Raw genomic sequence first — 23,949 nt, forward strand, 5'->3', positions numbered from 1 at the left:
TTGACAAAATGAAAAGTATACAAAGAATTATCACCATTACAGTTATCTGTATTATGGTATGTAGCTGCAAGAAGTCATTTCTTGACTTGGCACCTATTTCAAATGCTAATGCAAATAATTTTTATAAAACCAGAGCAGATTTTGATGTGGCTATTAACTCCGCTTACGCTACACTCTACACTATTTATGCGCCGGAAGAAGCTGCTTCTTACACCGAAATTATGTCAGATAATGCTACACTGTATGCGGTAGCCGGTGCACAGGCTGATAAATGGGCCATCAGAGATTATACCATCAGTGCAAGTAATACTTTGATTTATCAGTACTGGCAGGACTATTATAAGGCTATGTTCACAATTAATAACATCATTGATCAAATACAGGTTGCTGGTCTTGATGCGGCTTACACCAACCGGGTGAAAGGTGAAATGATGTTTTTGCGCGGTTTGTATTACTATAACATGGTACAGTTATGGGGCGGCGTTCCACTAGTAACTAAAGTAATTTCTGCTACTGATGCTTACACAACCTTACGCTCATCTGAAACCGATGTGTACAACCAGATTGTAACTGATTTGAAGTTTGCCGCAGACAACTTGCCGTTAGCCAATGCTGTTCCTGCACTTGGGCGAGCTTCAAAAGGAGCAGCCCAAACTGTGTTAGCTGAAGTGTATTTATCTATGGGCAATAAATCGGCTGCAACTACACTGTTGATGGAGGTTTATAATAGCGGGCAGTACAGCCTTTTGCCGCAGTATGCTTCATTGTTTGGCGCAAACGTTAAAAACACTAAAGAATCTGTATTCGAAATACAGAATTTAGGTGGTTCGGCAAGTAACCCTTACAGTTCTTACTGGACGGCCTATGCTCCTGTAACCAATGGGGTAATTACCAAATATGGCGGCGGCATTAACCAGGTAACGGATGATTTGTATAACGAATACGAAGCAGGCGATCCCCGCCGGGATGTTTCAATCAATACCGGCTATAATGATGCTAAAGGGAATTTTGTAGCTATTAAATTCCCAAAGAAATGGGAAGACCGGACAGCACCGGTAAGCGGTACTCAAGAGTTAAGCAACAACAACTTTATGGTGTTACGATATGCTGATGTGCTGTTACTTTTAACAGAAGCCACCGGCGATGCTACTTACATGAACCAGGTACGTGCGCGTGCCGGCTTATCTGCATTTGGCACTGCTAATTACCCAACTGCTAAATACCCAACAGTAGCTTTAGCTTTAGAACATGAGCGCCGGGTAGAACTAGCTTTGGAGTTTCACCGCTTTTTTGATTTAAAAAGAACGGGTAGAGCTTTAACGGTATTGCCTGCAAAAGGCAAAACCGCTACGCAAAATAGATTGGTGTACCCTATACCACAATATGTGATTACACAAAACAGTGCCATTACCCAAAACCCAGGTTATTAGTTTGGTTAATAACCAATATATTCTGTACTGATGCTATCTATGAAAAATTATTTTGCATCTGCTAAACTGATTATAGCAGCACTGGTATTAAGTTCCGGTGCTGCTTTGGGGCAGGTGCCTGACAGTATATTGGCTTACAGCAAGCTCATCAGGCAGCATATCTATTCAGATTATAAAGGAATGTTCAGGTCAGCACATGGAGCTTTACATTATCCTTACATCACACCGGGTAGTAACGCGTATGCTAATGATTTGTGGGATTGGGATTCTTGGTTAAGCAATGTAGCATTACGCCAAATTTTAACTGACCGTGGAAACGATAAAGAACAGAAAGACGCTGTTGCATATGAACAAGGTTGTATCCTTAACTTTCTATCCTATACTGGCTTTGATGGCTACATGCCCATCCTGATTTCTCAAAAAAGCAGTGCCGATAAAATGAAGCCGATAAACCTGTATAAAACTAACATGCACAAGCCGGTAATTGCACAGCATGCTGCGTTTTTAATCAAGCTTAATGGTGGTAATGCAGAATGGCTTCGTGAGCAATTTAGTTTGATGCAGGCGTTTATCAATAACTATGAAACTCATCATCGGCATAAACCCACCGGATTATATTACTGGCAAGATGATTTGGCCATCGGGGTAGATAACGATCCCTCCACTTTTTTCAGGCCAACGGGTAGTTCGGCATCCATTTTTTTGAATTGCCTGATGTATAAAGAGCTTAAAGCAATGGTGTATATAGCTGAATGTCTCAAACTGCCAGAAGTTGCCAAAGAGTACAATACAGATGCCGAGGATTTAAAGGCTGCGATTCAAAAAAACTGTTGGGATGAAAAAGATGGCTTCTTCTATTCAGTAGATATCAACCTTCGGCCAGTTACGGAAACGCCTTCAATAATATTTGGTCAAAGTATGATATTGCACAGCGGCTATCCTCGCACTTACGATGGTTTAATACAGCGCATAGGTGTATGGTCGGGCTTTCTGGCCATGTGGGCAGGCATTGCCACACCAGCTCAAGCTAAAAGGATGGTTGATGAGAATTTCGAGATACCCGCCACCTTTAATGCAAAATTTGGCATTCGTACTTTATCAAAATTGGAGAAAATGTACAGTGTACGAGCCAGTAATAATCCATCAAACTGGTTAGGTCCAGTCTGGGGAATATCTAACTATTTAGTTTATCGGGGTTTGGTAAAATATGGTTTTGCAAAACAGGCGCGTGAACTGGTTAACAAAACCATAACGCTGTTTGGTCGTGATTTGCAGCAAACTGGTGCTTTGCATGAATATTATGAACCCGACAGTGGTCAGCCGATCTTAAACAAAGGCTTTCAGAACTGGAACTATTTAGTTTTAAATATGATAGATTGGACAGACGGGCAAACAGTTGTAGAAGAGTTTTAAACATGGTAAACACAAACAATCTTTTAAGCAGACTTACAACAAAGCTCATTTTACTGGTAGGTCTATTTACTATACAGTATGGTCAAGTCCATGCACAGGCAATTAAGCCGCGCATTATCATTAGTACAGACATTGGCGGCACTGATGACGATGATTTTCAATCCATGATACATTTTTTAATGTATGCAGACAAGTTCAACACGGAAGGTTTGATTTCCTCTCCTTCATACGGTGACGGTAAAAAGCAGGATATTTTGGATATGATTGACCTGTACGCAAAAGATTACCCGCAATTGAAACAGCATGCGGATTTTCCGTTACCCAATGCATTACGGGTTTTTTGTAAACAGGGCGTATCCGGAGCTGCACCTTACAGCGGTTGGCGCACAGCAACAGAAGGATCAGATTGGATTGTTAAATGTGCTAAAAAGAAAAGTGCGCAGCCTTTATGGATATTAGTGTGGGGTGGGTTGGAAGACGTAGCCCAAGCGCTGCATGATGTTCCAGAAATCAGAAACAAAATTAAAGTTTATTGGATTGGTGGACCTAATAAGAAATGGAGCATAAACGCTTATGCCTACATTGTGCAGCACTTTCCGGACTTGTGGATGATAGAAAATAATGCAACTTACCGAGGCCTATTTTTAGATGCAGAAACCCCTGAAGATCCCAAGCAGGATAACTACTATAATCAGCACATCAAAGGACATGGGCATATGGGTATGCAGTTCAAACAATACTACGGCGGTGCCATAAAAATGGGGGATACGCCATCCTTACTCTATGCAATGGCTGGTCATCTTGAAAATCCATTTAAAGAAAGCTGGGGTGGCAGTTTTACAAAAATTCAGCGTAGTTCACATTATATATTTAATCGTAATACAACTCTGGCTGATTCAGTAGCTGTGTATGGTACCGTAGAGTGGCATTTCAAAGGTCCGGTAATACAGCATTCTTCTGATAAAGCTTGCTTTAGTATGGAAATATTAAATCAACAATGGCCTGGGTATTATTTAGGAAACGGCAATTATGCTATACGGTATGCACCCAAAAAGGCGGGTGTTTGTACATACAAGATCAAAAGTGACATACCTGGCTTTGTCGAGTTGACGGGGGAATTTACGGTTACCAACATATGGCCTGGAAAGGTAAATAAAGCCGACTACTTAGTAGGCAGTAATTGGTACAGTGACCAGCAAGAGCCCAATCTTTTCTATGGCGATCAGCAGGGAGGACGTACTATTGCAAAGTGGCGGCAAAAGTTTCTAAACGATTGGGCTAAAAGATGGGAGTGGTTACATTAATGATTAAACAACAAAGCCCTCCTGGAAATTAGGAGGGCTTTGTACTCGGGGCGGGAATCGAACCCGCACGATCTTTAAGGATCACAGGATTTTAAGTCCTGCGTGTCTACCAGTTCCACCACCCGAGCAGGTGATTCACCTTTTCAAAAATAAATCCCTTCAAAAAAGAAGAGATTTGGAGCGAAAGACGAGATTCGAACTCGCGACCCCGACCTTGGCAAGGTCGTGCTCTACCAACTGAGCTACTTTCGCATTTTAAACTTTGAGAGCTTTTTAAGTATGCCCCTTCCGTTTTGGTGATGCAAATATAGAGAACAATATTATTCCTGCAAATAATTATTTTAAAGTTTTTCTAACTTTTTTGTAACTCCTTGGCTCTCAAAATGTCATTTATTAAATCGCTTTCAAAACCTCGACTTAAAGCATATTGTACTAATTTATAACGGCGTTTAAAAGCATCGTTTTCTTGTATTTGCTCTTGCTTTTTCTGTAGTAAATCTTCTAGTGTGTGTAAGTAGTCATCCCCATCAATGGTTTGAAGTGCTTTATTAATTAGTTTATCAGGTACACGTTTTAATTTCAAACCCTGTTTTATTTTGTTACGTCCCCAACTTTTCATCCTGAATTTGCCTTGCGCATAAGCTTTGGCAAAACGTTCTTCATTTAAAAAGTTATCAATTATCAACTGGGTAATTACTTGCTCAACGCCAGTAGGGTACATGCCCATGTCATACAATTTTTCTCGTACTTCCTGTTGTGAGCGTTCTTGATAGGCACAATAATGTTCGGCTTTGGTTAAGGCTGTTTTTACATCTGTAATTCTCTTCTTTTTCGGTTCATCCATCAAACCAAATTTACTAAAAATTCTTCTCTTTACATAAATATAGCCACATTCGTAACATGCTCAGTACTCCTTATTCTATCTTGGAAATTCAACAAATTATTGGTGCATTGGGTACCATAGTCCGTGAAAACAATATCAGTTTTTTACTGACGGATAGCCGCCAAATCAGTAATCCTATTGAAAGTCTATTTTTTGCATTAAAGGGACGACGTGATGGACATGAGTTTATTAGTGAAGCTTACAATGAAGGCGTACGGAATTTTGTGGTGCAAGAGCAGCCAACAATTAGTTACCAAGCTGCTAACTTTTTAATGGTGCCAGATGTAATGCAAGCTTTGCAGACGCTGGCTGCTTATCATCGTAGTCGCTTTAATTTACCTGTAATTGGCATAACAGGCAGTAATGGCAAAACCATTGTTAAAGAATGGTTATATCAGTTAATGGCTGCTGATAAAAATATTGTTCGCAATCCCAAAAGCTACAATTCGCAAATTGGTGTACCGTTATCCGTGTGGCAAATACAAGCTGAAAATGACTTGGGGATTTTTGAAGCGGGTATATCCACAACTCATGAAATGGAAGCTTTGCAGGCAATAATTCAACCCACTATTGGTGTGCTCACTCACTTAGGTTCTGCACATGCCGAAGGTTTTGAAAGCTTTGAACAAAAGGTACAAGAAAAGTTAAAGCTGTTTACCAATTGTGAACTATTAGTTTACAATTACGATCAATTAATATCTTACAAGGATGATTTACCTGCCGCTACCGCGTTTACCTGGAGCTTAAATTTTAAAGAGGCTGATTTATTTGTGTTTAGTGAAACAGTAATATCCAAGCGTTTTTACTTGCGGGCCATGTATAAAGGCCAAGAAATTGAGTGCTTAATTCCATTTTTGGACGAAGCCTCTGTTGAAAATGCTATTGTATGCTGGGCAACTATGCTGGCGTTAGGTTACAATGCAGTTGAAACTGATGTTAGGTTGGAGCATTTAACGCCCATTAGTATGCGCCTGGAAATGAAAACAGGTGTTAATGACTGTTCTATCATTGATGATTCCTACAACTCTGATATCCGGTCGCTTGAAATTGCCTTAAACTTTTTACAGCAGCAAAATCAACATCCTGTTAAAACATTAATACTATCTGATATTTTTCAATCTGGCTTACCGCAAACCGATTTGTATCAACAAGTAGCAACACTGGTTAAAACTAAGCGCGTTGATAAATTTATAGGTGTAGGTAAGGCGCTATACCAACATCAAGATAGTTTTGATGCTATACCACGTAAGTATTTCTATGAGAGCACGCATGAACTGCTTCGGAATAGAAACGAGTTAAATTTTAACAATGAAGCTATTTTAATCAAAGGCTCTCGCAGCTTTGAATTTGAAAAAATAAGTCGAGCACTATCCGAAAAGGCTCATGAAACAATGCTGGAAATCAATTTAAATGCATTGTTAAATAACTTAAATTTTTATAAATCCAAGTTGAAGCCGGGCGTTAAAATCATGACCATGGTTAAAGCCTTTTCATACGGAAGCGGTACTTTTGAAGTAGCCAACATATTGCAATATAACAAGGTCGATTACTTGGCTGTAGCTTACATCGATGAAGGCGTAGCTTTACGTCAGGCCGGTATTAAGCTGCCTATTATGGTACTTAACCCTGAGCCTTCGGCATTTGATAAAATGCTCGAATTTAAACTTGAGCCTGAGATATATAGTTTGGGTTTACTGGATAGGTTTATCAAGTTTGCACAAACCTATAAAGTAAATCAGTACCCAGTGCACTTGAAAATAGATACAGGCATGCACCGCCTAGGCTTTGAAGCTTTTGAACTGGATGTGCTTTGTGATTTGTTGATGGATAACCCGTACATAAAGGTAACTTCGGTATTCTCACATCTAGTAGCCAGTGATGCCGAAGCGCATGATGCTTTTACACGCCAGCAGATTAAAGCCTTTAAACAAGCGTTTGCACAGATAGAAGAAGCTTTAGGCTATGAGGTAATTAAGCATATTTCAAACACCTCGGCTATCATTCGATGGCCTGATGCGCAGTTTGATATGGTAAGGCTAGGCATCGGATTGTACGGTATTGATGCCGCCGTGCCTGAACATTTAAATGGCTTGCAACCTATTGCTACATTGAAAACCAGCATTTCTCAGGTGAAAAATATTTTAGCTGGTGAAACTGTAGGCTACAATCGTAATGGCAGTTTATTAAAAGATGGCCGAATAGCTACCATTCGTATTGGTTATGCTGATGGTTACTTACGCGCTTTTGGTAATGGAGTAGGACATATGCTGGTAAAAAATACCCTGGTGCCAACCGTTGGTAATATAGCTATGGATATGTGCATGATTGATGTAAGCGCAGTTGATGTAAAGGAAGGCGATGAAGTTATCGTATTTAACGAACAACAAACTATTGAAGATTTAGCTAAGCAAATTGGCACTATACCCTATGAAATTTTAACCAACATATCTCAACGGGTAAAAAGAGTGTACTTTTATGAATAAAATTGTACCTGCATGAATAGGTTCTTCCGTGCTGTATTAAGATATTTTATAAAAGGCATGCTGGTGGTTATTCCATTAGGTGCTGCCTGTTTTCTGATATTTTGGGTGGTAGCCAGTTTGGATAATGCGCTGAATTTAAGTGGCTTCATCTGGACCGATGCTAAAGGACGTGCCATCTATATTCCAGGAATGGGTATATTGAGTGTAGTGGTTTTAATATTAATAGCAGGTGTGCTGGTCACTAATGTTATCACCGACCCCATAAAAGGCTGGTTTAGCCGCTGGTTAAACCGCTTACCATTGTTTAAATTCTTGTATTCGTCTATCAAAGACTTAACCGAGGCTTTTGTGGGAGAGGAGAAGAAGTTTAATGAACCGGTAATGGTAGAAATAGATAGTTCGGGTTTAAAAAAGATTGGTTTCCTGACGCAAAAAGATTTAAGTGCGCTTAATCTCCAAAACGAAGTTGCCGTATATTTTCCTTATTCTTACTCGTTTGCAGGCCAACTATTGATTGTACCGGCAGATAAAATAAAGCCTATTAACCGCAATGCTGCCGAAGTTATGAAGTTTGTAGTGTCTGGTGGTGTAAGTGAGTTGCAATGATTATATATAGCTGAGAGTATTTTTATACAAGCACTATTAACTTGCACGATGACCTTTTTTGAAATTGCTAATCGCTATAAACGTACTAATTAACATTAAAAGTGCACCTAGTAAGTAGGGTGCACCTGGAAACTGCAGGTGAGTTTTAGGATTGGTAAAATGTGCAAATATTGAAGTCATTAGTAAAGGGCCAATAATAGTAGTAATACTGGTTAAACTGGTTAATGCACCTTGTAGCTCGCCTTGTTCATTCGCTGGAACCTGACTGGTAATCATGCCTTGTAATGCCGGACCGGAGATTCCCCCCAAGCAATAAAAAATCATATAGATGTACATTAGCCAACCGTGGCTAGCAAACGCTATTAGGGCTAAGCCAGTAGCATAAAATAATAAGCCTGCCACAATATTTTTTTCCTGTCCAAATTTGGGTATTAGCCATCTGATCAGGAAACCTTGTATTCCAATGAGCAGCACGCCAATAAATATACCCAAGCTACTAATGCTGCTTAGTGACCATTTAAACTTCTCAACCAAAAAGAATGGCAAAACTGATTCTACAGCTTTTTGAGCAATGTAAACCAACGTAAATGCACTTACTAAACCACCAATAGCTGGAAATAGGCTGAGCCGTTTTAATGATCCTAAAGGGTTAGCTCGTTTCCAATTAAAGCTACGCCGATTTTCAACAGGTAAAGATTCTGGAAGTACAAAAAAACCATAAACGGCGTTTAATAAAGCTAATCCAGCAGCGGCCATAAATGGTATCCGGATGCCTAAAGCTCCAATATATCCTCCCAGGCCTATACCCATAATGAAGCCTAAGCCAGTTGCTGCACCAACCAAACCAAAATTAGCTGCCCGTTTATCACCTGTGCTTACATCGGCAATGTAGGCGGTGGCTGTGGTATTACTAGCTCCGGTAATGCCGGCAATGGTGCGCCCTATAAACAGCCAAGCCACAGTAGGAGCAAAGGCCATAAACAAGTAGTCAATACCAAACCCTAATAAGGAAAAAAGCAGTACTGGCCTACGGCCAAATCTGTCGCTTAGATTGCCCAATACAGATGAAAAGATAAATTGCATGGTGGCATAAGTGAAGGTAAGATACCCGCTGTATTGGGTAGCTGTACTGACGTTAATGTGCCCCAGCTGTTCCAACAATTTTGGTAAAACCGGGATGATAATTCCTAAGCCTAGTGTATCAATAAAAATGGTAACAAATATAAAGCCCAAAGCTGCAGGGCGTTTAGGGTGTACTGCTTCACTCATCTTTGGGTATTAACAATAATAAAGTTAAATGTTTGTTTGTGGCTAACTAAAATTACACCGCTTGTTTTGCTCTTTTAAAATTTCTTACAGCTAATAATGTGCTGGTCAACATTAACAAAGCCCCCATCAAAAATGGAGCACCAGGAAAATTGATAGGTGCTTTTGATCCGGTAAACCATGCAAACAAAGTAGTCATTAATGGAGGGCCGATGATGGAAGTAGCACTAATCAAACTCGTGAGCCCACCTTGTAATTCGCCTTGCTCGTTAGGGAGAACTTGCCCGCTAATTAAGCCTTGTAAAGCTGGTCCAGCAATGCCACCTAGGCAATACGGAACTAGTATAGCAAACATCATCCAGCTTTGGTCGGCAAAAGCAAACAGCAATAAGCCAAGACTATATAGCAACAAGCCCGTTATTATGCTTTTCTGCTGACCCAGTTTGGGAATGGTATATCGGATAAGTAAACCTTGAACCAGCCCGGATAACAAGCCAATAACACCTAATGAATATCCTACCAGAGATTCGCTCCATTGGAATCGTTCCATAGTGAAATAAGTCCAGGTACTTTGCACGGCATGTGCAGCAATATAAATAAGAATCAATGAGCTGATAAGTCCGCTAATGGCAGGATACTTCTTCAACTGTAATAATGAACCAACCGGATTAGCACGCCGCAATTCAAAAGGTCGCCGGTTACTTGGCGAAAGAGATTCCGGTAGAATAAAAAAGCCGTAAATCGCATTCAATAAAGCCAAGCCCGCTGCAGCTAAAAAGGGCAGTTTAGCACTATACTGCCCTAGTACACCACCCAGCACCGGACCTATAATAAAGCCTATGCCAAAAGCAGCTCCAATAATACCAAAGTTCTGTGCACGGTTTTCTGGGGTGCTTACGTCGGCAATATAGGCTGAGGCTGTAGTAAAACTGGCACCAGTTATGCCTGCTATAATTCGGCCTAAAAATAACCAGGTAATAGTAGGAGCAAATGCCAAGAATAAGTAGTCAATACTAAAACCCAGTAAAGAACCTAACAATACTGGCCTTCTACCAAACCGGTCACTTAAGTTGCCTAGTACCGGTGCAAACAAAAACTGCATAATAGAATAAGCAAATGTGAGCCATCCGCCATAACGTGCGGCATCACTCAAATTGCCATGTAATAAATGTTCAATCAACTTCGGAAAAACCGGGATGATAATACCAAAGCCGGTAATATCAATAAGCAAGGTAACAAATATAAACCCTAAGGCGGCCTTACGTTTAGGTTGAGCGGGCAAGTTCATACTTGCAATATAGGTAAACTTACCAGATTTGAATTGACCAGTTACATTATGTTTCTAATAGCTTAATATAGTAATAGCGCTATTATCTATACGTGGCAAGATATTGCGTATCGTTCATGAATTTATTTGATGTATCAAGGGTTTTTCTGTTTATTTGCAATAAATTGCTTTTGAGCTAATATTTTTACATGAGGGTACACTTTATAGCTATTGGTGGCAGCGCAATGCACAATCTGGCAATGGCTTTATATAACAAAGGATTTCAGGTAACCGGTTCGGATGATGTATTATTTGAGCCATCTATATCCAGATTAAGCAGGTATGGTTTATTGCCTGAAAAAACTGGCTGGTACCCCGAAAAAATCACCAATGATTTAGATGCGGTAATTTTAGGTATGCATGCCCGTGCCGATAATCCTGAATTGTTGAAAGCCCAGGAACTAGGCATTAAAATATATTCTTACCCAGAGTATATTTATGAGCAATCTAAAAACAAGTTACGGGTAGTTGTAGGCGGAAGTCATGGTAAAACAACTATAACCTCCATGATTTTGCATGCACTGCAACAAGCCGGTCAGGATTTCGACTATTTAGTTGGGGCACAGTTAGCAGGTTTTGACACAATGGTGAAGCTGAGCGATGCACCTGTTATTGTTATTGAAGGGGATGAATATCTTTCTTCAGCTATAGACCGGCGACCAAAGTTTCATTTATACCAAGGGCATATAGGTGTTATTAGTGGTATTGCTTGGGATCATATCAATGTTTTTCCAACTTTTGAAAGTTATACTGCCCAGTTCGAGTTGTTTATACAAACTATACAACCAGATGGAATTGTTTTTTATGCGCAAAACGATGTCGTATTACAACAATTAATTGCCAGAAATGAAACTCCTATAAGAAAAGAACCGTATAAATTACCAGAATACGAGATAAATAACGGTATTACTAGCATCATAAGTGATAATAAGCAATATCCGTTGCAAGTTTTTGGTGAACACAACTTATTAAATATTGAAGCAGCACATGCAGTTTGCAGTCAGCTGAACATTAGTACTCATGATTTCTACAACAGTATGAGCAGCTTTAAAGGAGCTGCTCGTCGGTTGGAATTATTAGGTAAATCATCAGTAACTAATATTTATAAAGATTTTGCACATTCGCCTTCAAAGCTAAAAGCAACCATAGAAGCTGTTAAATCGCAGTTTCCTGAAAGAAAGCTTATTGCTTGTATAGAGTTGCACACATTTAGTAGTTTGGATAAAAAGTTCTTGAATGAATATGCAGGTAGTATGGATGAGGCCAGTAAAGCAGTTGTGTTTATTGATGCAAAAACGTTTGAACAAAAGCAACTAACGCCTTACAGTGAAGATGATGTTAAACAGGCATTTGCACGGGCTGATTTAATATTCTTAAACAATTCGCTTGCATTAACCAGCTTGCTGGAACAGGAAAGTGTAGATAATGCTAATGTATTATTAATGAGTTCGGGTAACTTTGGTGGAATCGATCTGAATAACTTGACACAGAAAATATTAAACAAAACTGGATTTTAGTATTAAATAATTATTGTAACTTTATTAACTCATAAGAAACCCTTATCCTTAATTTAAAACATGAAGACACTCGGTAAAAAGATTAGATTACTAAGACACCAAAAAGGATGGAGTCAGGAAGATGTAGCCAAAAGGCTAGATATTTCTATCCCGGCTTTTTCAAAAATTGAAACCGGCATTACAGATATTAATCTTTCAAGGCTGGAGCAGATTGCAAACCTATTTGACATGTCTGTAGTATCTTTGCTTACTTTTAACGACGCCGAGTACGAGCAAAAATATCAAAGCGAACTGGAAAATGTAAATAAAAAACTTATGGATAGAGAAACCGAAGTGATTGATTTACAGAAAAAAGTTATTGAGCTTTTTGAAGAATTAAGACAAAGTAAAGCTACGGCATAAAGCATTAATTTTATATATTTAAATAGTCCGGTGCTGTTAAGTACCGGATTATTTAAATATATAACGCATGGTAGCATGCTTTTTACCAAACGTTGCGCCAGTGGCTTGATGTAAAGCAAGCATTCTATCGTTGAAATCTCCCACCCACGATAGTTCCATCTCATCATATTGCTTTAATGGAAGCACGTATTCTTTTATCTTAATAAACATGGCTGATTCAAGCCCGTGTTTTTGATACTTGTTTTTAGTACCCATTACTACTGCCCGCATCCGGTTAACACCTTTCCATTTATGGTATAAAAACTTGAGTTTTCCTATCAGGTTTAATTTGCCGTTTAATGTTTTAATCATTTGGTTTGCATCAGGTAGTACCACTATAAAAGCTGCTGGCTCTTGGTTGACGTAAGCAAACCAAATCAGGTTTTTATCCATAATAGCTTTCATTTGCTGGAAGCTTTTTAGAATGGTTTGTTTCTGGATAGGTACAAATTTATCAAAATCCTGCCAGGCATCATTGTATATCTCCATAAAGTCAGCTGCAAAATCTTCAATTTGTGCAGGTTCCAAGTGCTTAAACTCGTAACCCGGTTTTTGTATCACCCAGTTGGCAATTTTAGTAAAACGTTCAGGGAAAGGTTTATGTGCATCAATATGGTTGGTTATTTGTTCGTACATGGTTTCAAAGCCATATTGTTCGAACAAATTCTTATAGTATGAAGGGTGGTAATTCATGCCGTAAGATTGTGGCATAAAGCCTTCTACCAGTAACCCCCAAAACATATCATTTTCACCAAAATTGATAGGTCCATCCATGGCTTTCATGCCATGCTGCTGTAGCCATTGTCGAGCTGTATCAAACAATTTATTAGCAGCTTGCTGATCTTGAACACACTCAAAAAAGCCTACGCCGCCTGTAGGTTGATCGTTCTGATACGCTTTCTTCTCATTAATGAATGCCCCTATACGCCCTAACGGCTGACCACTATCGCTGGTAAGTAACCATCGTGTTGCAGTGCCAAACTGAAAGAAATTGTTTTTTTTAGGATCGAAAACATTTTCAATGTCATTATCTAAAGGGCAAATCCAATTAGTATCGTGCAGGTACTGTTGATAGATGTAACGGGCTGTATCTAAAAATTTAATTTTCGTTACTCTATCAGTAACCTCGGTAATAATCATCAAGTGAAATGTTAAGGTAAATAAAAAGCATCCGATGCGGATGCTTTAAAACTTTATATCAAACTAGCCAAGCTAAATTGTGCACATTAATAATCATCGTCATCATCGTAGCGACTTAAGCTATCATAATCCAGGTCATCTAACGGTGCGCCAAAATCGTCGTCATCATCAAAACTTTTTTTAGGCTTTGTCTCAGCAGGTTTTAACGCAGGCTTCTTGGCATCTCCGCTTTTTGAAGAAGTAGCTTTGCTGGTATTTTTTTTAGGCGTTTGCATGGTGAGTAATTGCTGGTTGTGTTAAAAAATATATCGGTAAAACTAATTTGAATCAGGTAATCAGCCTCTGTTAGTGTTTCAAAAATAATCAAATTTCAAATTCAGAAAAACACTGAACCAAAAATTATTCCTGTTCAGAACCGATGGTACTAGCTACCGGGTTCATGTCGGAAGGTTTAGGAAGTTGATCAATATTGCTTATTCCCATGTAGTCAGCAAATTGCCCACTGGTGCTGTATAGTAGAGGTCGGCCAATAGTATCAGCTTTGCCTGAGATAATAATTAATTCTTTTTCGAGCAGCTTTTGTAGAGTATAGTCGCAATTTACGCCACGTATTTGTTCAATCTCTAACTTGGTGATTGGCTGTTTGTAGGCTACTATTGCTAAGGTTTCCAACGCGGCCTGGCTCAATTTCTTTTTAGATTGTTGTAGCTGTAATTGGCTAATTACTTCGTGGTACTGTTTTTTAGTTAAAAATTGATAACCATTGTTCAGGTAGACTAACTCAATAGCCAATTCAGGATTATTATACTTTTTGGCAATGTTATTGATAGCTTCCCTGACATCAGTTTCTAAAATATCATCGTGCAAAGCAGCTTGGAGGCAATATAAAATTTCTGGCAGCCGTATGCTTTGCTCTGATGCAAATATTAAAGCTTCTATGTGTTGCTCAATTTCAGGCATTGTACAAAAGTACATTATTTAATAATTTACTAAAACTGCCAAACCATATTGTTCGTAAATTGTAATATTGTAAATCTGTAATTAATAATTTGTATTACTTATGAAAACAACAACACAAGACAACATTGTTGGGGGCTCAATGGCCAGAAGGTCATTTTTAAAATTCGCCGGTGCAGGAGCGGCAGCCGTAGGTGTAGTAGCAACAGCGGCATCTTGTAATAAACATGGTGGTGTGGTTAGTGATCCACAGGTAATTGATTTAGGATCTGGTGATCTTGGTATATTAAACTATGCTTATGCGCTAGAGCAATTAGAAGCTGCGTTTTACACTCAGGTGATTGCAAGCCCATTTTCAGGCATTACTGCTATGGAAACTTCATATCTTACAGATATACGTGACCATGAAGTTGCACATCGTGAATTTTTCAAGGCGGCCCTGGGTTCTAACGCTATCGGTAGTTTAACTCCTAACTTCTCGAAAATTAACTTTGCAGACAGAACTAGTGTTCTAGCAGCAGCAAAAGGTTTTGAAGACTTAGGTGTATCAGCTTACAACGGTGCAGGAGCTATGATTAAAACAGCTGATTACTTAGTTTTAGCTGGAAAAATCGTTTCAGTAGAAGCTAGACATGCTGCTTTAATTCGTGCTTTGCTGGGTGTATATCCAGTTGATGATAGCATTGTAACTCTTAGTGCAGGTACTAGCCTTGAAATATCTCAAGATCCTCTTACTGTATTAAATGTTGCCAATGCGTTTGTAAGTGGTAAACCGTTGTATGGTGGTAATGTAGGTAAGTAATCAAACTAAACAAAAAACTCAAAATGGACTTTTTAAACTTATTAAACGATATACAAACTGCTGATCCTGAATTTGCTGATAGAATCAGCCCTCGTCGTTCAGCTATTAAAAATATAACTAGCTTCGGCTCGAAAGTAGCTGTAGCTTCTTTGCCTTTCGCTATAAGTGCCTTGTTTAAAAAGGCATATGGTCAGTCATTGTCCTCATCAGTTGTCAGTGTATTGAACTTTGCTCTTACAGCTGAATATTTAGAATCATCATTCTACAACAAATATCTTAGCTATTCTTACATTCCATCAGCTAATGCTGCAGGTTTAGCATTATTAAAAACTGATGAAACTAACCACGTAAACTTTCTAAAATCAGTATTAGGAAGTAGTGCTATTGCTGCACCTTCATGGGATTTCAGTGGTGGTAGTGGTTCTGGCAACGGGCCATTTGCTAGTGTTGAAACTAGTTACGATACTTTCCTTGCTCTAGCACAAACATTTGAAGATAATGGAGTAAGAGCTTACAAAGGACAAGCTACTGCATTGATGGGTACAAATACCGTATTGACTGCTGCTTTGAACATCCACTCTGTAGAAGCACGTCACGCTTCTTACCTGCGTAGATTACGTCAGTTACGTGGTGTATCAGTTAAACCATGGATTACAGGCGTAACTAGCGGTATAACAGGATTGAATGCAGCCGGTACTGCCGCAGTAGCATCTATATATTCAGGTGAAGATAATGTATCTCAAGGTGGTGCTGATATAACTAAGTTACCAGCTATTAGTGGTACTGTTGCAGTTAATGCTGCAACCGAAGCTTTTGATGAACCATTAACTATGGCTCAAGTTCTTCCAGTTATTGCTTTATTTAAAAAGCCATAATTTAAAAAGCTTTAGCTAAATAAAAAAAGCGGTTCTGCACAAGTAGAACCGCTTTTTTTATTTAGTTGATCATTAGTAATTAATTACTTGCTCTTCCATAGCTGGCAATTCACGCCATTCATATTTTTGATTACGTAGTTGTGGTTCAAAGCCAGTTTCTTTAATAGAATTCTGTATGCCTCGTGCTGTGAAACGGTGTGGTGCACCAGCGGCTGATACTACATTTTCTTCAATCATAATTGAACCAAAATCATTAGCGCCAGCGTGTAAGCATATCTGAGCAACCTGTTTGCCCACTGTAAGCCATGATGCCTGAATATTCTTAACGTTTGGTAGCATAATACGACTTAATGCAATCATTCGTATATATTCATCGCCGCTTACATTGTTGGTAATGCCTCTTACCTTGCGCAATAAGGTGCCATCATCTTGAAAAGGCCACGGAATAAAGGCGGTAAAACCATAGTGTTCTTCTGGTTTTTCAGCCTGTACTTCACGTATCCAAACCAAGTGTTCAAAGCGTTCTTCAACAGTTTCTACATGCCCAAACATCATGGTAGCTGAAGTAGGCAAATTGATTTGATGAGCCGCCCGCATAACATCCAGCCATTCTTTACCACCACATTTCCCTTTGGATATTAAGCGTCGAACACGATCATTCAATATTTCAGCACCAGCACCAGGCAATGAATCTAGCCCCGCAGCTTGTAAAGCTTTCAGCACTTCTATATGGCTCATGCCTTCTAATTTACTTACGTGAGCAATTTCTGGTGGACCTAATGAGTGTAACTTCAGAGTAGGGTAAAGCTCTTTGAGTTGTTTAAACAGATCTACATAAAAAGCTAACCCCAAATCAGGATGGTGCCCACCTTGCAACAATAATTGGTCACCGCCATATTTAAAGGTTTCCTCAATTTTACGTTTGTAAGTATCAATATCTGTAATATAGCTGTCTGGGTGACCCGGGCGACGGAAGAAGTTACAGAACTTACAATTAGCAATGCAAACGTTAGTAGTGTTTACGTTCCGATCAATTTGCCAGGTTACCTTTCCATGAGGCACTTGAATTTTGCGTAGCTCATTAGCTACATACATGAGTTCGGGCGTACTGGCATTATGATACAAATAAACACCTTCTTCAATACTTAAAAAGTTGAAGTGGAGTGCACGTTGCAGTAAATCAGCAGTATTCATACGCAAAGGTAAGGGCTAAACGTTAAACATTCAACTGGCAAAGTATGTACAGCTGTAATATGATACTGACTTGATGAACATGGTAGTTTATTCATCAGTTACCACCTTACCTTTGTTAAGCCTCAAAACTTTGTTTACACTATCAGGAATATCTTGTTGGTAGTGTGTAACATATATCAAAGCAGCCGAAGTTAAGCTGCATATAACATCGAGTATACTTTTAAAGTTCATACGTTGTTGCTCATCCATACCCTGGCAGGGTTCATCTAATATCAACAATGGTGGACTTTTTATCAGAGCTCTGGCTAGTAAGCATAAGCGTTGTGTACTAGCGGGTATGTTTTTGAATAAATGTCTGCTGTATTGATTTATATGCAACACTTGCATCCATTGCGTAGCTAATTGAACTTTAGCTGGTTGGCTAGGCCTAAACAAACCTAAAGTATCATAAAAGCCGGATTCAATTACTTGCAGGCATGAGCTATCTGTCGGGAAGTACTGGTATAGTTCAGGAGATACAAAGCCTGTTTTTCGTTTGATATCCCATATGCTTTCACCACTACCACGTTTACGATCAAACAAAGTAATATCGTTAGCATAAGCCTGCGGATTGTCGCCATTAATCAAGCTCAACAAAGTAGATTTTCCTGCGCCATTCGGGCCTAGCAATGCCCAATGCTCAGCAGGTTTTATTTGCCAGTTTACACTATCTAAAATTTTGAGCTGATTGTAAGTAACCGTAACATTTTTAAGGTTAACAATATCATTAAAGTCTTGTGTGTTATTACTTAATAGTTTTTGCAGCGTTTCTTTATTAATAGCTGGAGTGTTATCAGCAGGTTCAGTTACTCTGGTAAATTGTTCTGGCGTGCTAATTTTATCAATAGTTCCTTGTTTTAAATAGGCAATGTGAGTAATACTGGCCGGTATTTCCTGCGTACTGGCCGACATAATTACTGTTATGCCAGAAGCCACAATTTCATCAATTAGCGTACTAAAAGCGCCACGTGTTTGTACATCTAATCCGTTTAACGGATTATCCATGAGTAATATTTCTGGCTTTTTTAATAAAGCTGCAGCAATAAGTAACCGTCGTGTTTCGCCATTAGATAGCTGGATGAGCGGCTTATTTAATAAGTATTCTAGTTGTAGCCTTCTTATGATTTCATCGTATGTCCAAATAATTGTGCCTGAATTAAATACAGGGAGGCTAGTAAGATACTCTTCAACCGTAGCAACATTTTCCGTATCTGACGAATTAAACCGTTGTTGGTAGTAAAATTCGCTAGTGTTTGATTTTGTACGAAAATGATGTTTGGTATCAACCAATGCAATAGGTCTATGGCTTGTGGTTGTTGCATTTGACGGGTTAAATTGCCAATTTAAATTACCTGACGATAAACTAAGCCGACCAGCTAGTACCTGTAATAATGCTGTTTTACCCGAGCCACTTTCACCGGTAATAAGCCATTGTTCGCCTTTGTGCACAGTAAAGTTTATCTGGTGTAGTATAATTTTGTTAGCCTGTTTAACTGTTGCGTTGTGGATAGATAGCAGAGTCATGATGAGTAATTTATAGCGTACGTAAATGCAGGTGTATTTTAATCAATCTGTATTTACTAAAACAAATATGAACAAATTACCTGCTTATGTGCTTTAATATAAACTGAATTACAAATTTATGAAACTGATAAACGCATTAGCCGGTGGCTTGGCAGGAGCTTGTGCAGTTACTGCACTTCACCAAATATTGAAAAAAACTGATGAAGATGCACCTCGCATGGATTTGCTGGGCATGGAATCATTAACCAAGATATTGGAGAAAATGAATGCTGAAATACCTAAAGGTGATAATTTGTACTATTTAACCATGGCTGGTGATTTATTCAGTAATTCTATTTACTACAGCCTAATAGGGGTTGGTCCTAAAAAAACATGGCTCAAAGGTTCTGCTTTGGGTTTGGCAGCTGGTTTAGGCGCAGTTATATTACCTAAGCCACTAGGGTTAAATGAAAAGCATAGTAATCGCACTAGCGAGACGCAACTACTGGCTGTTTTGTACTATTTCATGGGTGGGCTTGTTTCTTCGTCTGTTATTAAACTACTGAACCGCAAAACAGAAAAGCCTTATGAAAAAGTTGCAAAAGCAATAAAAAACTGATCTGATAAATATTACACCTAATAAGAATATACGTTAGGTATTAACTAACAATTTTTATATATAATGGTTAAAAAGGTTAATTCAAAAATACCTTTTTATACTTATGAAAAACTTATTTGATCATTTTAAAGCTAACTACACCAAATCAGTTGCTGTATTAGCATTAGCAGCCGTATCATCTTTTACTGCTTGTAAAAGTAATTCATCTGGTTCGAGCACCACAACTACCGATAGCTCAACCACTACGGCTACAACTACATCAACTGACACAGCTAAAGCCGGTGGTTCAGTAGATGATGTGAAACCAAAAGGACCAAAACCAGCTTGGGGGCAAGACATTAAGCCACAAATGCAAGCCGTGTTGGAAAAATTGGCAAGTTATCATGACAAACCAATCCCTTCATTACCGGCAGCTCAAGCCCGTAAAAACCATACAGCTACTGATGCTGTGATGGATGTGATGAAAGAAAATAACATTGCTATGCCACAAATGAAAGTGGATACAATGGGTAAAGAAATTCCGGTAACTGGAGGTAATGTACATATTCGTGTATATACGCCACAATCAGGTAATGGTCCGTTCCCGGTAATTGTTTACTACCATGGTGGCGGTTTCGTAATTGCTAACATCGATGTTTATGATGCATCAGCAAAAACATTAGCTGATCAGGTAGGAGCAGTAGTAGTATCTGTAGCTTACCGCTTAGCGCCAGAACATAAATTCCCGACAGCACATAATGATGCATTTGATGCTTACCAGTGGGTAGTAAAAAATGCAGCCTCAATTAAAGGTGATCCGAAAAAGATTGCTATTGCAGGTGAAAGTGCCGGCGGTAACTTAGCTGTAGCAACTACTATTGCTGCACGTGATAAAGGTGTACAATTGCCATTGCATGTGTTGAGTGTTTATCCAATTGCTAGTGCAGATATGTTTAGCCCATCATACAACAAGTATGTAGAAGGCAAACCATTAGACAAAGCCATGATGATGTGGTTCACTAAAAACTACACCAACTCAATGGCTGAAGCTAAAGATCCACGCTTAAACTTGGTTGCAGCTAATTTAAAAGGTCTGCCTCCAGTAACCATTATCAATGCTGAGCTTGATCCTCTGCAAAGCGACGGTGGTATGCTGGCCGATAAACTAAAAGCTGCTGGTGTAAAAGTTGATCGTAAAGTTTATGACGGTGTAACTCACGAGTTTTTCGGAATGGGTGCATTAGTACCTACTGCTAAAGATGCAGAAGGTTATGCTGTAAGTCAGTTAAAAGACGCTTTTAACAAATAATAAATTCAATCATTTAGTTAATAAGGCTGCTGTTTATAAAAAATGGCAGCCTTATTGCTTATATAACAATACATTTAAACATTCACCTATCTATGAAAAATTTAAGTTTAGTAATTATGGCTGCCTTAGTTTTTACTCTAAGCAGCTGTTCGGCAATTGCCGGTATTTTTAAGGCTGGTGCAGCCGTTGGTATTATTGCTGTATTAGTTGTAATTTTTATTATTATCTGGATTATCTCTATGTTCAGAGGACGTTCATAATAGCTTTTTAAGCTGATTATGCATCTGAAAACAAAATAAAAACTTTGCAGTTACACCAATCAAACTTACACATACACTATGGAATACGCACAAAAAACAGTTGAAACTTTAAATGACTTAGTTAAAATTCATAACGACAGAATTTTGGGTTATGAACGTGCTACTAAAGAAGTAGGCGAAGGTCATGAAGATTTAAAGCACTTGTTCACCAGCTTTATTGGTGATAGCCATAAATTTAAAATGGCTTTAGGAACCGAAGTGCAGTCATACGCTAAAGATATTGAGAACACTACATCTAACAGTGGAGATATTCATCGTACCTGGTTGAATGTAAAAGCATTCTTTAGCGGTCATAGTACACGCAGCGTACTAGAAGAATGTGAGTTTGGTGAAGATGCTACGCAAAAAGCTTATAAAACAGCTTTAGACGATGAGCATTTGCCAGCTTACATACGCGATATATTAACTGAACAAGAGCAAAATTTAAAAGCTGCTCATGATAAAGTTAAAATGCTGCGCGATCAGGAAAAAGAATCATAATCAAGATTTTTTTGACAGCATAAAAAAGCACTTTGGTTAGTTCCAAGGTGCTTTTTTATGATAAAGCTGCTTCAAAAAGTTAGTATTTGGTATATTGCGCTCTCAAACAACAATCGGTTTAATCAACTGTTAATTCATCACTAACAAAGCCTTTTAATGAAAAAAGTAATCTTAATAACTATGTTGGCCGGTAGCGCAGCTTTGCTACAGGCTTGTTCTGGCGATCATACACCTGGTGGTGGTGTTGACTCAGTAAGAGGTACGAACACGTACGATGTATCAAACCGTGATACTTCAAAAACGACTACAAACTTAGGTGGAGCTACTTTGCTTGATTATAGCTCATCTGGTGGTACAACAATGCCTAAAGGAACGCCAAGTACTAAAACTACCATGGAAACCACAGCGCCAGCTAAACCGGACACAGCCAAGGCACCAGCCGCCGCAACTGATTCAACTAAGAAATAAAAAAAAGCCCTGATTTTAACAATCAGGGCTTTTTTATGCTTCTTAAAGCGATATTACATTTTTTTAGTAGTATCAGCCATTTTAGAAGTGTCAGCTTTTGCAGTGTCAGTTGCAGTAGAGTCCATTTTAGCTGCAGTGTCAGTTGACATTGTAGTAGAATCAGTTTTAGTAGAATCTGAAGTAGATGAACCGTTACCTTTGCAAGCAACCATTGAAGATAAAGCTAAAGCTAAAAAGCCTAATTTGAATGCATTTTTCATTTTAATTTCTTTTAATAAGTGATTAATAGTTTCCCTTTAATACGGGTAAATGGAAAAGGTAACCCGCATTTTTTAAATATTTTTTCAGAAACTTACTTTTTTATTGTAAGATGCTGATTATTACTGCTTTTTAGTTACAGTTTTTTTTACAATAGTTTTTTTAGTAATGGTTTTACTTACCGTATCGCCTGTACTTGCTGCATTGGTAGTTTGTGGTGTATCGGCTTGAATAGTGGCTGTATCTTTTTTTGCAGTATCTACCTTAACTGAAGTATCTGTTGTAGATTGAGTAGATGTAGAAGAGTCTGCTTGAGAAGAATCTTTGCCATTGCCTGAACCGTTGCCATTGCAAGATACTAATGATGAAGCTAAAGCTAGCACAGCTAAACCTGACTTGAACATGTTTTTCATGTGATTGATTTATTATATAAAGGTTTGGAAAAAGTTATTTCTTAGTAGTATCAGCTTTAGCTGTATCAGCCTTCGCCATAGTATCAACGTTGCTTGAAGTGCTGCTGCTGTCTGTACGTGTAGCTACAGAATCATAAGAGTTAGATTTTGCGCCATTGCCTGAGCAAGAAGCTAACGACAATACAGTAATGGCTAATAAGCCAGCTTTAATTAAGTTTTTCATAATGCTGAATATTAATTTTACCATTAATACACGGCTATTTGAAAATGTAACCCACTAGAATTTTATTTATGGTAAAATTTTTTTTTATCAATTATGGGTTACAATTTCGCATAAACTGTATTAAATAGTGAGTAAAGCGATAAATAATTCAGCACCAACAGATAGCGAAGTTGTTTTTGGTATTCTAAACAATTCAGAAACGATACTAAAGCGTTTATACACCGCCTATTTCCCGATGATATTGCAACTAATCATCAATAATAACGGAACGGCTGATGATGCTAAAGATGTTTATCAGGAAGCTATAATTGTTCTTTACAATAAGGTTAAAAGCGGCAAGTTTGAGCTGAGCAGCAAATTGAAAACCTTTTTATATTCGGTATGCCGCAAACTTTGGCTCAAGAGATTGAATCAAATGAGCAGATATGCCGGAGACATTAAGGATTTTGAGGAACATGTACCTGCAGAAGAAGATGTAGATCTGCATACCGAACGTGATATGCAATTTACCCGTATGAAAGGGGCTTTGGAGCTGTTGGGCGAACCTTGTAAAACCATTATTGAAGACTTTTATATTCATGACCAATCGATGCAAGAGATTTGCGAAAAATTTGGTTACACCAATGCTGACAATGCTAAAACTCAGAAGTACAAATGCCTGCAACGCCTGAAAAAACTATTTTTTCAGCAACCATAAGGG

Annotated in this window: 26 protein-coding genes and 2 tRNA genes; 15 read left to right on the plus strand and 13 right to left on the minus strand. The window is 38.6% G+C overall.

Translation table 11 applies throughout. The features are described 5' to 3' along the window. The first annotated feature begins 8 nt into the window (after positions 1–8). Genes HH214_RS19615 through HH214_RS19625 form a run of 3 tightly spaced genes read left to right on the plus strand, consistent with a single transcriptional unit; the run spans position 9 to position 4,147 of the window. The gene (locus HH214_RS19615) at positions 9–1,430 is read left to right on the plus strand and encodes a RagB/SusD family nutrient uptake outer membrane protein (RefSeq protein ID WP_169610536.1); all 1,422 of its coding nucleotides are present in this window, start codon (positions 9–11) and stop codon (positions 1,428–1,430) included. Between the two features lie 39 nt (positions 1,431–1,469). Next, positions 1,470–2,843 carry an MGH1-like glycoside hydrolase domain-containing protein gene (locus HH214_RS19620; RefSeq protein WP_248282153.1) on the plus strand — a complete coding sequence of 458 codons (1,374 nt, stop codon included), beginning with the start codon at positions 1,470–1,472 and terminating at the stop codon, positions 2,841–2,843. A gap of 2 nt (positions 2,844–2,845) precedes the next feature. Continuing rightward, entirely contained in the window at positions 2,846–4,147 is a 1,302-nt protein-coding gene (locus HH214_RS19625; protein ID WP_169610540.1) for a nucleoside hydrolase-like domain-containing protein, read from the plus strand. A 42-nt stretch (positions 4,148–4,189) separates the two neighbouring features. Here HH214_RS19625 and HH214_RS19630 read toward each other — a convergent pair. The 3 genes from HH214_RS19630 to HH214_RS19640 form a co-directional block, all read right to left on the minus strand. Then, positions 4,190–4,275: transfer RNA gene (locus HH214_RS19630), tRNA-Leu, on the minus strand. Between the two features lie 48 nt (positions 4,276–4,323). Next, positions 4,324–4,399: transfer RNA gene (locus tag HH214_RS19635), tRNA-Gly, on the minus strand. A gap of 100 nt (positions 4,400–4,499) precedes the next feature. Further along, on the minus strand, positions 4,500–4,991 hold the full coding sequence (locus HH214_RS19640; protein ID WP_169610541.1) for a regulatory protein RecX: 492 nt from the start codon (positions 4,989–4,991) through the stop codon (positions 4,500–4,502). 80 nt (positions 4,992–5,071) lie between these two features. Between HH214_RS19640 and HH214_RS19645 the strand changes: the two genes are divergently transcribed. Together HH214_RS19645 and HH214_RS19650 are read left to right on the plus strand one after the other, a co-directional pair. After that, positions 5,072–7,513 carry a bifunctional UDP-N-acetylmuramoyl-tripeptide:D-alanyl-D-alanine ligase/alanine racemase gene (locus HH214_RS19645; RefSeq protein WP_248282154.1) on the plus strand — a complete coding sequence of 814 codons (2,442 nt, stop codon included), beginning with the start codon at positions 5,072–5,074 and terminating at the stop codon, positions 7,511–7,513. A gap of 12 nt (positions 7,514–7,525) precedes the next feature. Next, entirely contained in the window at positions 7,526–8,119 is a 594-nt protein-coding gene (locus HH214_RS19650; protein WP_169610545.1) for a DUF502 domain-containing protein, read from the plus strand. A 36-nt stretch (positions 8,120–8,155) separates the two neighbouring features. Here HH214_RS19650 and HH214_RS19655 read toward each other — a convergent pair whose 3' ends face one another. Further along, positions 8,156–9,388 (minus strand): TCR/Tet family MFS transporter, encoded by a 1,233-nt coding sequence (locus HH214_RS19655; protein WP_169610547.1) that lies wholly within the window; start codon positions 9,386–9,388, stop codon positions 8,156–8,158. A 52-nt stretch (positions 9,389–9,440) separates the two neighbouring features. After that, on the minus strand, positions 9,441–10,673 hold the full coding sequence (locus tag HH214_RS19660) for a TCR/Tet family MFS transporter (protein WP_169610549.1): 1,233 nt from the start codon (positions 10,671–10,673) through the stop codon (positions 9,441–9,443). A gap of 188 nt (positions 10,674–10,861) precedes the next feature. Between HH214_RS19660 and HH214_RS19665 the strand changes: the two genes are divergently transcribed. Next, positions 10,862–12,229, plus strand: a complete 1,368-nt coding sequence (locus HH214_RS19665) for a UDP-N-acetylmuramate--L-alanine ligase (protein WP_169610551.1) — start codon at positions 10,862–10,864, stop codon at positions 12,227–12,229. Between the two features lie 60 nt (positions 12,230–12,289). Further along, complete coding sequence (locus HH214_RS19670) at positions 12,290–12,631, plus strand: helix-turn-helix domain-containing protein (RefSeq protein WP_169610553.1); 342 nt, start codon at positions 12,290–12,292, stop codon at positions 12,629–12,631. 48 nt (positions 12,632–12,679) lie between these two features. Here HH214_RS19670 and HH214_RS19675 read toward each other — a convergent pair whose 3' ends face one another. From HH214_RS19675 to scpB, 3 genes are all read right to left on the minus strand, one after another. Then, a complete protein-coding gene (locus HH214_RS19675; protein ID WP_169610555.1) occupies positions 12,680–13,810 on the minus strand; it encodes a GNAT family N-acetyltransferase in 1,131 nt (376 codons plus the stop codon). 86 nt (positions 13,811–13,896) lie between these two features. Continuing rightward, entirely contained in the window at positions 13,897–14,085 is a 189-nt protein-coding gene (locus tag HH214_RS19680; RefSeq protein WP_169610557.1) for a hypothetical protein, read from the minus strand. 124 nt (positions 14,086–14,209) lie between these two features. Further along, positions 14,210–14,770: an SMC-Scp complex subunit ScpB gene (scpB, locus tag HH214_RS19685; RefSeq protein WP_169610559.1), complete on the minus strand. Its 561-nt coding sequence runs from the start codon at positions 14,768–14,770 to the stop codon at positions 14,210–14,212. Between the two features lie 100 nt (positions 14,771–14,870). Here scpB and HH214_RS19690 point away from each other — a divergent pair, with 100 nt between their 5' ends. Together HH214_RS19690 and HH214_RS19695 are read left to right on the plus strand one after the other, a co-directional pair. After that, positions 14,871–15,569 carry a ferritin-like domain-containing protein gene (locus HH214_RS19690; protein WP_169610562.1) on the plus strand — a complete coding sequence of 233 codons (699 nt, stop codon included), beginning with the start codon at positions 14,871–14,873 and terminating at the stop codon, positions 15,567–15,569. 23 nt (positions 15,570–15,592) lie between these two features. After that, the gene (locus tag HH214_RS19695; protein ID WP_169610564.1) at positions 15,593–16,444 is read left to right on the plus strand and encodes a ferritin-like domain-containing protein; all 852 of its coding nucleotides are present in this window, start codon (positions 15,593–15,595) and stop codon (positions 16,442–16,444) included. A gap of 72 nt (positions 16,445–16,516) precedes the next feature. On the opposite strand, the gene mqnC is transcribed toward HH214_RS19695, so the two are convergent. Both mqnC and HH214_RS19705 read right to left on the minus strand, forming a co-directional pair. Further along, positions 16,517–17,638 (minus strand): cyclic dehypoxanthinyl futalosine synthase, encoded by a 1,122-nt coding sequence (mqnC, locus tag HH214_RS19700; protein ID WP_169610566.1) that lies wholly within the window; start codon positions 17,636–17,638, stop codon positions 16,517–16,519. Between the two features lie 87 nt (positions 17,639–17,725). Beyond that, positions 17,726–19,201: an ATP-binding cassette domain-containing protein gene (locus HH214_RS19705; protein WP_169610568.1), complete on the minus strand. Its 1,476-nt coding sequence runs from the start codon at positions 19,199–19,201 to the stop codon at positions 17,726–17,728. 118 nt (positions 19,202–19,319) lie between these two features. On the opposite strand from HH214_RS19705, the gene HH214_RS19710 reads away from it, so the two are divergent. The 5 genes from HH214_RS19710 to HH214_RS19730 all read left to right on the plus strand — a co-directional run bounded on the left by HH214_RS19710 (position 19,320) and on the right by HH214_RS19730 (position 22,355). Then, on the plus strand, positions 19,320–19,799 hold the full coding sequence (locus tag HH214_RS19710) for a hypothetical protein (RefSeq protein WP_211166267.1): 480 nt from the start codon (positions 19,320–19,322) through the stop codon (positions 19,797–19,799). Between the two features lie 103 nt (positions 19,800–19,902). Beyond that, positions 19,903–21,087, plus strand: coding sequence for an alpha/beta hydrolase (locus HH214_RS19715; protein ID WP_169610570.1), 1,185 nt, complete (start codon positions 19,903–19,905; stop codon positions 21,085–21,087). 92 nt (positions 21,088–21,179) lie between these two features. Further along, complete coding sequence (locus HH214_RS19720) at positions 21,180–21,347, plus strand: phosphatidate cytidylyltransferase (protein WP_169610572.1); 168 nt, start codon at positions 21,180–21,182, stop codon at positions 21,345–21,347. A 78-nt stretch (positions 21,348–21,425) separates the two neighbouring features. Then, entirely contained in the window at positions 21,426–21,887 is a 462-nt protein-coding gene (locus HH214_RS19725) for a PA2169 family four-helix-bundle protein (RefSeq protein WP_169610574.1), read from the plus strand. Positions 21,888–22,043: 156 nt separating this feature from the next. Beyond that, complete coding sequence (locus tag HH214_RS19730; protein WP_169610576.1) at positions 22,044–22,355, plus strand: hypothetical protein; 312 nt, start codon at positions 22,044–22,046, stop codon at positions 22,353–22,355. A 53-nt stretch (positions 22,356–22,408) separates the two neighbouring features. Here HH214_RS19730 and HH214_RS19735 read toward each other — a convergent pair whose 3' ends face one another. From HH214_RS19735 to HH214_RS19745, 3 genes are all read right to left on the minus strand, one after another. Continuing rightward, the gene (locus tag HH214_RS19735) at positions 22,409–22,615 is read right to left on the minus strand and encodes a hypothetical protein (protein WP_169610578.1); all 207 of its coding nucleotides are present in this window, start codon (positions 22,613–22,615) and stop codon (positions 22,409–22,411) included. 120 nt (positions 22,616–22,735) lie between these two features. After that, entirely contained in the window at positions 22,736–23,026 is a 291-nt protein-coding gene (locus HH214_RS19740) for a hypothetical protein (RefSeq protein WP_169605384.1), read from the minus strand. A 34-nt stretch (positions 23,027–23,060) separates the two neighbouring features. Continuing rightward, positions 23,061–23,249 carry an entericidin gene (locus HH214_RS19745; RefSeq protein WP_169610579.1) on the minus strand — a complete coding sequence of 63 codons (189 nt, stop codon included), beginning with the start codon at positions 23,247–23,249 and terminating at the stop codon, positions 23,061–23,063. A 127-nt stretch (positions 23,250–23,376) separates the two neighbouring features. Here HH214_RS19745 and HH214_RS19750 point away from each other — a divergent pair, with 127 nt between their 5' ends. Continuing rightward, positions 23,377–23,946 (plus strand): RNA polymerase sigma factor, encoded by a 570-nt coding sequence (locus HH214_RS19750; RefSeq protein ID WP_169610581.1) that lies wholly within the window; start codon positions 23,377–23,379, stop codon positions 23,944–23,946. Positions 23,947–23,949: the final 3 nt, after the last annotated feature.

The sequence above is a fragment of the Mucilaginibacter robiniae genome, from assembly GCF_012849215.1.
GTDB lineage: Bacteria > Bacteroidota > Bacteroidia > Sphingobacteriales > Sphingobacteriaceae > Mucilaginibacter > Mucilaginibacter robiniae.